This window comes from Niallia sp. FSL R7-0271 (genome assembly GCF_038005785.1).
Taxonomy (GTDB): Bacteria; Bacillota; Bacilli; order Bacillales; family Cytobacillaceae; genus Niallia.
Map to the genome: position 1 here is coordinate 791,901 of NZ_JBBOTZ010000001.1, position 12,589 is coordinate 804,489.

Annotated in this window: 13 protein-coding genes; 9 read left to right on the plus strand and 4 right to left on the minus strand. The window is 39.5% G+C overall.

Going from position 1 to position 12,589, the window contains the following annotated elements; all coding sequences use genetic code 11:
* Position 1 precedes the first annotated feature (1 nt).
* Both MKX82_RS04205 and MKX82_RS04210 read left to right on the plus strand, forming a co-directional pair.
* Complete coding sequence (locus MKX82_RS04205) at positions 2 to 1,048, plus strand: sensor histidine kinase (RefSeq protein WP_341075209.1); 1,047 nt, start codon at positions 2 to 4, stop codon at positions 1,046 to 1,048.
* Positions 1,045 to 1,683 carry a response regulator transcription factor gene (locus MKX82_RS04210; protein ID WP_341075212.1) on the plus strand — a complete coding sequence of 213 codons (639 nt, stop codon included), beginning with the start codon at positions 1,045 to 1,047 and terminating at the stop codon, positions 1,681 to 1,683. Before MKX82_RS04205 ends, MKX82_RS04210 begins: the two co-directional genes overlap by 4 nt.
* Here the strand turns inward: MKX82_RS04210 and MKX82_RS04215 are convergent.
* Together MKX82_RS04215 and MKX82_RS04220 are read right to left on the minus strand one after the other, a co-directional pair.
* Entirely contained in the window at positions 1,680 to 2,198 is a 519-nt protein-coding gene (locus MKX82_RS04215; RefSeq protein ID WP_233316639.1) for an antibiotic biosynthesis monooxygenase family protein, read from the minus strand. The genes MKX82_RS04210 and MKX82_RS04215 overlap by 4 nt on opposite strands.
* A 130-nt stretch (positions 2,199 to 2,328) precedes the next feature.
* Complete coding sequence (locus MKX82_RS04220) at positions 2,329 to 2,952, minus strand: spore coat protein (RefSeq protein WP_341075216.1); 624 nt, start codon at positions 2,950 to 2,952, stop codon at positions 2,329 to 2,331.
* A 390-nt stretch (positions 2,953 to 3,342) separates the two neighbouring features.
* Between MKX82_RS04220 and hemE the strand changes: the two genes are divergently transcribed.
* From hemE to MKX82_RS04250, 6 genes are all read left to right on the plus strand, one after another.
* A complete protein-coding gene (gene hemE, locus MKX82_RS04225) occupies positions 3,343 to 4,386 on the plus strand; it encodes a uroporphyrinogen decarboxylase (protein ID WP_233316641.1) in 1,044 nt (347 codons plus the stop codon).
* Between the two features lie 34 nt (positions 4,387 to 4,420).
* On the plus strand, positions 4,421 to 5,362 hold the full coding sequence (hemH, locus tag MKX82_RS04230) for a ferrochelatase (RefSeq protein WP_233316642.1): 942 nt from the start codon (positions 4,421 to 4,423) through the stop codon (positions 5,360 to 5,362).
* A 174-nt stretch (positions 5,363 to 5,536) separates the two neighbouring features.
* Positions 5,537 to 6,112: a TetR/AcrR family transcriptional regulator gene (locus MKX82_RS04235; protein WP_233316643.1), complete on the plus strand. Its 576-nt coding sequence runs from the start codon at positions 5,537 to 5,539 to the stop codon at positions 6,110 to 6,112.
* Between the two features lie 65 nt (positions 6,113 to 6,177).
* Complete coding sequence (locus MKX82_RS04240) at positions 6,178 to 8,385, plus strand: YhgE/Pip domain-containing protein (protein ID WP_341075221.1); 2,208 nt, start codon at positions 6,178 to 6,180, stop codon at positions 8,383 to 8,385.
* Between the two features lie 207 nt (positions 8,386 to 8,592).
* Positions 8,593 to 9,582 carry a lipoate--protein ligase gene (locus MKX82_RS04245; RefSeq protein ID WP_233316645.1) on the plus strand — a complete coding sequence of 330 codons (990 nt, stop codon included), beginning with the start codon at positions 8,593 to 8,595 and terminating at the stop codon, positions 9,580 to 9,582.
* Positions 9,583 to 9,721: 139 nt separating this feature from the next.
* Entirely contained in the window at positions 9,722 to 10,999 is a 1,278-nt protein-coding gene (locus tag MKX82_RS04250) for a M48 family metallopeptidase (RefSeq protein ID WP_341075224.1), read from the plus strand.
* Positions 11,000 to 11,120: 121 nt separating this feature from the next.
* On the opposite strand, the gene MKX82_RS04255 is transcribed toward MKX82_RS04250, so the two are convergent.
* Positions 11,121 to 11,357, minus strand: a complete 237-nt coding sequence (locus MKX82_RS04255; RefSeq protein WP_233316647.1) for an IDEAL domain-containing protein — start codon at positions 11,355 to 11,357, stop codon at positions 11,121 to 11,123.
* 209 nt (positions 11,358 to 11,566) lie between these two features.
* On the opposite strand from MKX82_RS04255, the gene MKX82_RS04260 reads away from it, so the two are divergent.
* Positions 11,567 to 12,064, plus strand: a complete 498-nt coding sequence (locus MKX82_RS04260) for a competence protein ComK (RefSeq protein WP_233316648.1) — start codon at positions 11,567 to 11,569, stop codon at positions 12,062 to 12,064.
* A gap of 38 nt (positions 12,065 to 12,102) precedes the next feature.
* Here MKX82_RS04260 and MKX82_RS04265 read toward each other — a convergent pair whose 3' ends face one another.
* Positions 12,103 to 12,465, minus strand: a complete 363-nt coding sequence (locus tag MKX82_RS04265) for a hypothetical protein (protein ID WP_233316649.1) — start codon at positions 12,463 to 12,465, stop codon at positions 12,103 to 12,105.
* Positions 12,466 to 12,589: the final 124 nt, after the last annotated feature.

The window sequence follows — 12,589 nt, forward strand, 5'->3', positions numbered from 1 at the left end:
GATGTGGAGAGAAAGAAAAGGTTTTCTGTACGGGCAGTTTTACAGCTATTTTATGACTAGTGTTATTAGTTCTTTGCTGCTGTTTATTGGTATGCAGCTCTATTTATTTTTAAACCCGCAAGCTCCGTTTTCTACGACCGTTATACTGCTTATATTCGCGTGCAGTTTCACCTTTACTACTGCAGTCGGCATTTATTTCTCTATTAAAGCAAACAGCATCATTAATAAAGAGTGTGCAAATATCCTACTGTTTGTGTCAGCATTAAGCAGAGGAAAGTATACGGAAAGGATAGCGGCTGAAGAAAACGGTATGCCAGAAGATATAAGGGGTGAACTTAACCGATTGGCAGTTCATATGAGTGAACAAGCAAATTCTCTGCAACGCCTTGCTGATGAAAAAATAAACTTGGCACAGACTGCTCATAACGCTGCCGTCATGGAGGAAAGACAGCGGTTAGCAAGGGATCTTCATGATGTAGTCAGCCAGCAGTTGTTTGCACTAAACATGATGTCATCAGCTGCCTTCAAAGTTTTTGATTCTAATCCGGCGCTTGCTAAGAAACAGCTGGAGGAAATCATCGGAATTGCGGGCAAGGCACAAGGGGAGATGCGGGCATTATTGCTGCACTTACGGCCGATTGAACTTAGCAATGACAGCTTATGTGACGGTATTATAAAGCTGATACAAGAGCTGAAGGGAAAAACGAGCTTACAGTTTGCAGCAAGCATTGATGAAATAGATGATTTGTCGACTGCTGGGCAGGAGCATCTCTTTCGCATAGTGCAGGAGGCGCTGTCAAATGTGCTGCGCCATTCCCATGCAAGCAAGGTGCAAATTATCTTGGAAGACAAAAGCAACTACGCTTACTTACATATTAGTGATAATGGACATGGATTTGATCTTTCTGTAGAAAAAATTACTTCCTATGGTTTGAAAACTATGCGTGAAAGATGTGAAGAAATCGGCGGTGTCATGGAAATACGATCTAAAGTTGGGAGCGGGACATATATTGACATTCGTGTTCCTTTAAAAGGGGGGAAAGCATGATTAAGGTAGCTGTAGTAGATGATCATGATATGGTAAGAAAAGGTTTGATTTCGTATTTGCAGACAGAAAAGGATATAGAGCTTGTCTTTGAAGCGACTGGCGGACAGGAAGCAGTCAAGCTTGCAGTGATGAAAAAGCCGGATGTCGTTTTGATGGATTTATTAATGGAAAAAGGAAATGGAATTGAAGCGACAAAAGGGATACTGAAGGAATATCCTGGCTGCAAAATAATCATTATTACAAGCTATTATGATGAGGCACAAGTTATTCCAGCCATTGAAGCAGGGGCGTTCAGTTATCTTTTAAAAACAGCAAGTGCTCATGAGATTGTCCAGGCAATTCGTAAAGCAGTTGCCGGAGAAACAGTTATTGAACCGAAAGTAGCAAGTGTTATGCTGAAAAAGCTGCGGCCGAGTGAAAAGAAACAGCATGATGATTTAACAGAGCGGGAGCTTGAGGTGCTGATGTGTCTTGGAGAAGGAATGACAAACCAAGAAATCAGTGAGGAGCTTTACATTGGGGTTAAAACCGTGAAAACACATGTAAGCAATATTCTTGCAAAACTAAATGTATCCGACAGAACACAGGCAGCTGTTTATGCTAACAGGAATGGAGTTATCAAAAAAAGGAGCTAAACTGCTCCTTTTTCGGCAATCGTAAGCTCGAGCAAATAGGCCTTGCCGTTGAACATAGTATGCTGGAGGATTCCGCCGTTTGTCGGATCGCCTGTGATAGGTGAATCAGGATTCTGGTGTTTCTGCTTCCAGACGATAAAGTCACGTCTTTCTGCCCAAAGTGACAGGATGATATAGGTATCTCCTTTTACAGGGCGCAGCAACCGGTATGCACTTATTTGCTGTCCCATTTGTTCTAATGACCGCTTCATATTCTGCTCAAATAATGGCTTATGCTCATCTGTGACAGGAATATGATTCATAACGGCAAATCTTTTCCCGGAAAAATCTCCGTTGCTTCCTGCTGTCTCATATTTTCTCGGGGCAGCAAAGATAGACGATGACAAAGTTTCATGCACTAATAAAGCGCTGTCACTGCCTAGTACCTGCATCGCAATCAGAGATTGCTGATCAATTTTGGCAGCGTATTTCTTTACTAAAAAATCATACGTCCCGCTTGCTAAATAAATATTCATAGCAGCCTCCTTCGTGAGTTTCCTTTTGAAAAGTGCGTTTTCATGCTTCAAGGATACTATACTTCGCATGTTAAAGAAACAAAAAAGCAAGGGCTGTTTGCTTGTAGTTGCAAACAGCCTTGTCTTCGTATTATTGGTACAGTTGGTTGCTTTGGCCTGCAGTTGGATTTTGGTTCATCATATACCCGTTCATTTGCTGGTCTGTTTCTGGGACAAGCAAGTACATTGATCCCATTTTTTGAACAGCCATTTCATCTGCTGGTTCTAATACATAATAGCCCTTTTTAACCATATACTGCCACATGTCATAGGCATGGGAGCAGCTCATCATGAAAGCTGTCTGGCAAAAAGAGCGTATTTCTGGATTTGCCATTTCCATTGCATTCCAAGCATATTCTCTGCCGGCACGCTTTAAAGTAAGCAGGTAGGCAGTGGCCATTTCTCTGTCATTCATATTCTCTACAAGCGTTCTCGGCTGAACAGGAGGAGCTTGCGGGGCAATCATTTCTGTAAATTGATTCATCTTCGCTTCTTCCTTTAATAAAGGAAGCTCCTTCGTTGCACCTTCTCTTTTATTGAGGAATTCAACCTTCATATTATAATCGCGAATATGAAGCGGGAAATGCCTTTGCAGGATGGATTTAAACTCTGGATCTTTGACATGCTGCAGCATATATCCCATATTTGTAATGCTGTTGACACAGCTCAATGTTAATTCATTCAATGCATTTGCTTCATGTGCGGCTATTCTCATTTGTAAGCTCCCTTGGAATTTAATTGTATTGGTGTAATACTTTTTTATAATGGCTGACTAAAAAAGAAATATACGCAAAATTTACTTGGTGGCGTTTGGGTTAAAAGCGAAATGGGAATAAGATAGAAGATGTAAATTAGTCTATTTTGTGACAATTTATCAAGTTTTGTATACAACGATAGTGAAAAAGTTATATATTTAATTTATACATCCAAAAGTACTGTAGATTAAAAGGAAATAGTGAGTGTCTGTAAAAAGACATTCTTTTTTATTGCTTTTTTATTTATAAATATTATAATCTAATAATGATTACAGTTAAATTATTTTTGAATTTATGATTTATATATTACAATGGAAAACATAAGCAATGGAAAGGTGGACATATTAAGAATGAGCAAGGAATTGAAAGATACATTCATTAAGGCGGCAAAAGGAGAAAAAACGGACTTCGTACCTGTCTGGTATATGCGTCAAGCTGGGCGTTCCCAACCAGAATACAGAGCGATTAAAGAAAAGTATTCTCTTTTTGAAATAACCCATCAGCCAGAACTTTGTGCATATGTTACAAAGCTGCCTGTCGATCAGTACAATGTCGATGCGGCGGTACTATACAAGGATATTATGACACCTCTTCCTGCAATCGGCGTTGATGTGGAGATTAAATCAGGTATTGGCCCTGTTATTGATAATCCTATTATATCAATGGAAGACGTAGCAAAGCTCGGTGTGTTAAACCCTGAGCAAGATATTAAATATGTGCTGGACACAATTAAATTATTGACAGAAGAGCAGCTGGATGTACCGTTAATCGGCTTTTCAGGAGCGCCATTTACACTTGCCAGCTATATGATTGAAGGCGGACCTTCAAAAAACTATCATAAAACAAAAGCTTTTATGTACTCACAGCCAGAGGCTTGGGCTTTATTGATGGAAAAGCTGGGAAGCATGGTCGTTACATATGCAAAATCCCAGATAAATGCAGGAGCAAGTGCTATTCAAATTTTTGATTCATGGGTAGGTGCACTGAATGTAGCGGATTACCGTACTTTCATTAAGCCAGTCATGGAAAAGATATTTACTGATTTAAGAAGCGAAAACACACCGCTTATTATGCACGGTGTTGGTGCTAGCCATCTTGCCCTTGAATGGAACAGCCTCCCGTTAGATGTTGTAGGGCTTGATTGGCGACTGCCTATTAAAGAAGCGCGGGACTTAGGAGTGACGAAAGCAGTTCAAGGCAATCTTGACCCAGCGGTACTACTGGCACCTTGGAATGTCATTGAAGAGAGAGTGAAGGAAATACTGGATCAAGGCATGCAGCAGGACGGATTTATCTTTAATCTCGGTCATGGTGTATTCCCGGAAGTAGACCCGGCTGTCTTGAAAAAACTGACAAGCTTTGTGCATGAGTATTCAGCTGCAAAAAAAGCCTAATAGACAATCAAACTATAGAAATGAGTGATAATAAATGAGCAGAAAAAAAATGGGGCTGTTAGTAATGGCCTACGGAACTCCATATAAAGAAGAAGATATCGAAAGATACTATACACATATTAGACATGGCAGAAGACCAACTGATGAGATGTTGGAAGACTTGAGAAGCCGCTATGAAGCAATAGGTGGAATTTCTCCGCTGGCAAAAATTACGCAGGAGCAGGCTGAACGACTCGAAGCCCATCTTAATTCCATTCAAGAAGATATTGAATTTAAGATGTACATCGGTTTGAAGCATATTGAACCATTTGTCGAAGATGCTGTTAAAAGCATGCATGCTGACGGAATCACAGAAGCGGTAAGTATTGTATTAGCACCACATTTCTCCACATTCAGCATTAAGTCATATAACGGCAGAGCGAAACAAGCAGCCGAAGAGCTTGGCGGGTTAACTATTCACAGTGTTGAAAGCTGGTATGATGAGCCGAAGTTCATCGAGTATTGGTCTAAAAAGGTTCAGGAGACTTTCAGCAAAATGTCAGAAGAAGAAAGAAGCAATGCTGCTTTAATTGTTTCAGCGCACAGCTTGCCTGAAAAGATTCTTCAATACGGTGATCCTTATCCAGATCAATTGAAAGAAACAGCTGATTTGATTGCAAAATCTGCTGGTGTTTCTAATTATTATATCGGCTGGCAAAGTGCTGGTAACACACCAGATCCTTGGCTTGGCCCAGATGTTCAAGATTTAACAAGAGATCTTTATGAAAAACATGGATATAAAGCATTTGTTTATACGCCAGTCGGTTTTGTGGCAGACCACCTTGAAGTGCTATATGATAATGACTATGAGTGCCTTGTTGTTACTAAAGATATCGGTGCGTCTTACTACAGACCAGAAATGCCGAATGCACAGCCTGAATTTATTGATGCGCTGGCAACGGTTGTTTTAAACAGCTTGTCTGTTCACTCTAAATAAGTAATTTTTTTAGCGGCTGATATTTTTCTTAGAAAAATTCAGCCGCTCTTGTTGCACTAGTTTTTTTGATATGTTATATTCATAACTGTACTAAATGACCAAATTTCTCATTTGGTCATTTTTAGTTTTTAATAGAAATACAGACTTATTTTTCATGACTTGAGGTGAAGCATTTTGGCTATGGATCGGAAGAAGATGATACTGGAAGCTGCTGCGAAGTCCTTTTCTATGTTTGGCTATAAAGCAACAACGATGGACCAAGTGGCGAAAATAGCAAATGTCGGCAAAGGAACTATTTATACGTTTTTCAAAAATAAGGAACAGCTTTTTGATGAGATTATCACAGGGCTTATTTTGGAAATGAAGGCAGAGGCAGACGCCTCCTTTGATCCAGGTTCTAGCTTTATGGACAATGTTCATCGGACACTAATTCGGATGCTTGAATACAGAAAAGAGCATCAGCTTACGATAAAGTTGTTTGAAGAGCAAAAGGAAATGGGAACATTAGAAGTGAAGGAAGTACTTAACCGCCTGGAAAACGCTATTCTTAGCTATATGAAGGGACATGTACAAGAAGCTATCAGCAAAGGAGAAATACAGCCTTGTGACCCTGAGCTGACTTCATTTATTATCTTTAAAATGTATATCTCCTTAATTTTTGATTGGGAAAAGAACCATCCCCCCCTTCAGTCAGAGGAGATCGCCTTAACTGTTGAAAGGTCCTTATTAAAGGGATTGTCTACTAGATAGTCCTCTTTTTTTAGAAATAAAAATGACCAAATGAACAAAACGGTCAGTAAAATGGAGTGGTTTTCATGAAACAAAATTTATTAAAAGCAGAGCTGACCTCAATATTCAAAAATCGGATGAAGCTTATTTCCATCTTGGCCATTATATTTATTCCGATATTATATGCAGGAATTTATCTATGGGCGTTTTGGGATCCATATGGACATTTAGAGAAGCTCCCAGTTGCTGTCGTTAATGAGGACAGCGGTGCAGAAATGAATGATGAAAAACTGGAGGTCGGCAAAGATTTAGTCGACAACCTGAAGGACAGCAAGGATTTCGACTTTCAGTTTGTAGATAAAGAGGAAGGTTACAAAGGGTTAGAAAATCAGAAATATTATATGCTGATTGAAATACCAAAGGATTTCTCTGAAAATGCAACGACATTGCTTGATGATAATCCGAAAAAATTGGATTTAAAATATGTCTCTAATCCAGGTTTTAATTTTATCTCCTCCCAAATCGGCAATTCAGCTGTTGAAAAGATAAAGGAGGGTGTCGGCAAGGAAGTAACAGAGACATATGCTGAATCTGTTTTTGAAAATATAAGCAAAATGGCATCAGGGCTTGAAGATGCGAGCACTGGAGCAAAGGACCTTAGTGACGGAACAGATAAGGTCAATAAAGGTACACAGGAAGTTTATAAGAATTTGCAAACACTTGCCGAGAAATCGGTTGAATTTACAGATGGAATCAATACAGCCAATTCTGGAGCAAAGGAGCTTCTGACTGGAGCAGAAAGCCTTTCAGATGGATTAGGTCAGCTGCAAGACGGCCATAAAGAGCTCGCTGATGCAGCAGCTAAGCTGCAAGGCGGAGACCAATCGATTTTAAATGGTATCACTTCAACAAAAGAAGGAGCGGAAAAGCTACAAAGCAGCATCCCTTCGTTAATAGCAGGAACAGATGAGTTGAAAACAGGCGCAAACTCTCTTACTTCAGGACTGCAGGAGTGGAGCAGCAGCTCTGAAAAGTTAGCTGACGGAGCCTTGCAAGTAAATGAAGGAGCAAAACAAGTGCAGGAAACAGTAAATTCCATCCTGCCAATGCTTGACGGGTTGCCTGAGGATAAGAAGCAAGAAGTTCAGGCAGCACTTCAAAGTCTTGTAGACGGCAGTGGCCAAATTGCGACAAACACGCAAGCTCTTCAGCAAGGAGCAGATAAATTGGCTCAAGGAGGACAAAGCTTATCTGCCGGCTTGAATCAGTTAAGTGACGGAGAACAGCAGCTTCAAGCTGGAGCTCAGCAGCTTGCAGATGGAACTGCACAGCTGGAGGATGGCTCTAAACAGCAGGTTGCAGGCCAGGAGCAGTTTATTGCAGGCATGAACCAATACTCTACAGAGTTTTCTAAAGCTGCAAGTGGTTCTAATGAACTTGTGACAGGAGTTAATTCATTGCTGACAGGTATGAATCAATTGTCTTCAGGTTCTAGTGCTTTATCTGAAGGGACTAGTAAGCTAGAATCCGGATCGAAGGATCTTGCAGATGGAACTGCTTCCTTATCAACAGGCAGCAAGGAGCTGTCAGATAAGCTGGCAGATGGTGCTGATGATGCAAGCTCTATCCACTCTGATGATAAGACGTATGATATGATGGCAGAACCAGTTACTGTGTCAGATGAAAAAGTTTCAGATGTTCCTAACTACGGAACAGGATTGGCTCCTTATTTCATCTCATTAGGATTATTTGTTGGTGCATTAATGCTTTCTATCGTGTTCTCATTCAATGAGCCGGAAGGAGTTCCTAAAAACGGACTGCGCTGGTTCTTAAGTAAAGCGGTCATTCTTGCTGGGGTGGGAATTCTGCAGGCACTTGTAGCTTCATTTGTGCTGCTTAAGGTGCTTGGAATGGAAGTGCAGAGCATCCCATTATTTATTCTGTTTACGGTTATTGCGAGTCTCGTATTCTTTTCTATCATTCAGTTCTTTGTGACAATTTTGGGGAATCCAGGACGTTTCATCGTTGTCCTTCTCTTGATTTTCCAATTGACAACAAGCGGCGGAACATTCCCGTTAGAGCTTATACCTGATTTTATGCAGCATATCCATGCATTGCTGCCAATGTCTTATTCAGTATCTGGCTTAAGGGCGGTCATTTCGACAGGAGACTTCGACTTTATGTGGCATAATGCGAGGATTTTGGCAATGTACCCAATCTTCTTTATTGCTGGTACGCTTCTATACTTCATAGTTGCTCATAAACGCCAGTTTGCAGAGACTGCAGCAGAATAAACCTGTGAGTTAAGGCCGGGCAAGGGAGCCCGGCCTTTTCTTTGAGTTAGATAGTAGGTTTTAGATTCCTGACTTTACCACAAGAAAAAAGGATACAAATAAAGTGCTAATTCGACGAATTTTAGTTATAGTATAAAGGGGCTAGTTTATTCTTTTAATAGAAGATATGCTATATTTAATCAGAATAACGGAAAAGAGGGTGTACATATGCTGTTTATTGATAATAAGGGCATTACAGATCCGCGCATTAACTTGGCGATTGAAGAATATGCGCTGAAAAATCTCGATATTAATGAAACATACCTATTATTTTATATAAATGAACCATCTATCATCATCGGCAAAAACCAGAACACAATTGAAGAAATTAACACAGAATATGTCGAGTCAAACGGAATTCACGTAGTCAGAAGGCTTTCTGGCGGCGGGGCTGTTTACCATGATAAAGGTAATTTGAACTTCAGCTTTATCACAAAGGATGACGGTGACAGTTTTCATAATTTCCGCAAATTTACAGAGCCTGTTGTCAAGGCACTGCAAAGCATGGGTGTTGATGCTGAGTTAAGCGGCCGCAATGATTTGCTGGCAGAAGGCAGAAAGATTTCTGGGAATGCCCAATTCTCCACAAAAGGGAGAATGTTCAGTCATGGCACCCTGTTGTTCGATTCAGAAATGGATCATATTGTTTCTGCATTAAAAGTTAGAAAAGATAAAATCGAATCAAAAGGGATTAAATCTGTCAGAAGCCGTGTTGCTAATATTACAGAATTCCTGAGAGAGAAAATGGAAATTGAAGAATTTAAACGCCTTATCTTGGCTTACCTGTTTGAAGGGGAAGAAAATATCCAGGAATACGTTCTAACAGAAAAAGATTGGGAAAACATCCATGCTCTTTCAAAGGAACGTTACCAAAACTGGGATTGGAATTATGGAAAATCACCAAAGTTCAATTTGCAGCATTCCCATCGTTTCCCTGTTGGACAAGTTGATGTCCGCTTTGATGTCGCAAAAGGAATCATTAAAAACTGTAAAATATATGGTGATTTCTTTGGAGTCGGCGATGTTTCTGACATTGAGAACAAGCTGATTGGTTTGCGCTATGACCGCAGTGAACTAGAAAAGGCTCTTGAGGAAACATCAATCAAGCATTATTTCGGCAATATCACGAAGGAAGACTTCCTTCATTTAATATATTAATCCGCTGTACTGGGTTTATTAGCCCAGTGCTTTTTTTGTTTAGCGGTGTTATTTAGTCCATTTAAAACTTCTTGTTCTAAATGTCGTCTTTTAGTCTTATTAATAGTAACAAGGGTTGTACAAGGCAAGGAGGGGAATAATGGCAAGAAAAATAGGTTTTTACTCAGTATTATTATTCATCATGTACGGCTTATTTTTTTATTGGTATTTGTTTTATTTCGCAGATTCAAAGCTCCCTTTTGAATACCAAGGATCCGCCGCAGATCCATCCACCTTTCTGAATAGCAGAGAGCTGGGATTAAGTGAGGAATATTCTAAACTAAAGAATTTTTTATTCTTTATTTCCACTCCCTTTGAATGGCTGATCTATCTGTTTATTCTGCTGTTTGGCTTCTCAAAAGCCTTCCGCAAATGGGGAGAGGTGTCAGGAAAATATAAAATCATCCAAAAAGCGATTTATTTGTTTTGGCTCCATTTAATGGCTTATGCAGTTTCCTTTCCTTTAAGCTATTTGGGCTATAAGCTTTCACGAGATTATCATATTTCCACACAAAGCTTTCCTTCGTGGATGAAAGACGAGCTGATAGATTTTTGGGTAAATTATGCAACTGTTTTTGTTATTTTTACCGTCCTGTATTGGCTGATGAGCAAAAGCAAAAAGCGCTGGTGGCTTTATGCGTGGCTGCTGTCTGTCCCATTCACATTGTTTATGACATTTATCCAGCCAGTCATCATTGACCCGCTGTATAACAACTTTACTGCCTTAAGTGATGAGAAGCTGGAGGAGAAAATCCTCGCATTGGCTAAAGAGTCCAACATCCCTGCAGAGCATGTGTTTGAGGTGAATATGTCAGACAAAACCAATGCCTTAAATGCCTATGTAACGGGAATTGGCAGTAATTCGAGAATCGTACTTTGGGATACTACACTTCAGGAACTGAAAGACAATGAGATTCTGTTTGTCATGGCCCATGAAATGGCACATTATGTTGAAAAGCATATTTACTTTGGAATCGGTTTGTCTCTTGTGCTGTCATTTTTCGGCCTTTATCTCATTTACAGGCTGATGAACCTAATTATTAATAGGTGCGGTCCTGCTCTAAAAGTTTCTAAGGTTGAGGATATTCAATCCTTCCCTTTAGTCCTACTGCTTATTTCGATGCTGCTGTTTATTGCAAATCCGTTTGCTAATGTTGTTTCGAGATATGAGGAGAAGAGGGCAGACAATTATGCAGTTGCTTTAACGGAAGATCCTGAAGCAGGAATAACAACCTTTCAAAAGCTTGCAAAAACCGGCCTCAGCGAAGTTAATCCGCCATTGCTTGTTAAAGTATTTCGCTACAGCCATCCAACGATGCTTGAAAGAATATCTGCCTTGGAAGAGAAGAGTATTTTAATCAAGAACAATACTGACTAGGCAAAAAAAAAACGCTTATCTCTAATGAAGGGATAGCGTTTTTTTATATGAGTAAAATCACAAAAAAAGGCATCTATCAGGAATGCTTAACAAGTCCTAAATAGATGCCCTACTGCGGAATTTAATTATCGAAGCGCTTACATAAATCCGTATATTGTTTGCTCAGCCGAATAAATTCAGCTTCATTTCGTTCGTCTATGGCGTGATCAATTTGAGTCATTAAACTGGCTTTCTCTAAATTCCATTGAATTTCAGTAAGAAGCATGTCGATGTAAAGTTCTTTCACATAAGTCTCTTTCGCTTTGTGTCTATTCATAGCACTTAACTTAGTTAACTCTGTGTACGACTTTTCATTCATTGGACTCACCCCTGATGCCTTTTTAATATTATATGGCAAAAATAAGAAAATATCAATAAAATAATTTAAAAATTTTGAAAACAAAGCGGATTTTTGAACTATTTAAGACGATTCGCTAACCGCTTACATTTCTAGGAATTGACATGCTATAATGCAACCGATGTAAGTTAATACAGCAGTGCTCTAATTACCAGAAAGGAGAAACAATAATGGCTGAAAAACGGAAAAATATCGACCTGTATGAAGTGAATTATCACACGCTTGCAATCCTGCCTGAATTACAGAAGAATGGCGAAGTTTATTCTAAAATATATGAAGGAGCCAATATTTATATGTGCAAACTAGCGCCAGGTAAAATAATTAAGCGAAGCTGTGAGTATTTCGGATGCACATATGAGGGGAAACGAAAGGGTACGAGGGCATTGATGAATTATCAGCATAAATTGCCGATATCCATTGATTCGAAAAGCACTATTTATGCATTTCCCACTCATTCTCCTTCAAACCATGCATGCATGTGGTTTTTTCTTCATCATATTTCAGACAGAGTAGTAGAGGGAGAAGGTAAAACGACTGTTATATTCCGCAATGACCGAAGACTGTCTATCGATGTATCTTTCCATACCTTCAATAACCAAATATTAAGAACAAATTTGCTGCAAACAAAAATCCGCCACAATCAGGAAGACAGTGAAAATCCGTTGTAAAGTATGTATACCCTGTAATAAGACAAGTTAAACTGCTCTCATCCGGTATGCCGCTTGTACAGATAATATTCCAATAGCTCTTGGACACGATTGCGAAGCCTTGGGTTGAAATAGTTATGATATTCTTCGTAACCATTGTATAGGAATAAATACATCGTGAAGGCTTCATCCCTTTTTACCTCTTCCACCTTCATCTTATGCTTTTGCATATATTCCTTTGTTTCCCGAAGTTCTGTATGAATTGTCTTCATCGTAATTTCCACAAGGTCAATATAAGGCTGCTTTAGTTTAAAACTGCTCTGCTTGATTGTCAGGAGGTCGCGGTTTAGAACGGTTAACAGCATGGGAAGATAAATGGCTTGCTCCATAATATATCTATCCTTCTCCGGTATGCGCGTCATAGTCAATCTTCTCCTTGAAATCTTTATAAGAACAAATGTTCTATTTAGATAGTACAATATTTGCCTGATCCTTTCAAGCTGTGTAAAATAAAAAATCCTGCAGCTCTTTTTTTGGCCTTCGCTT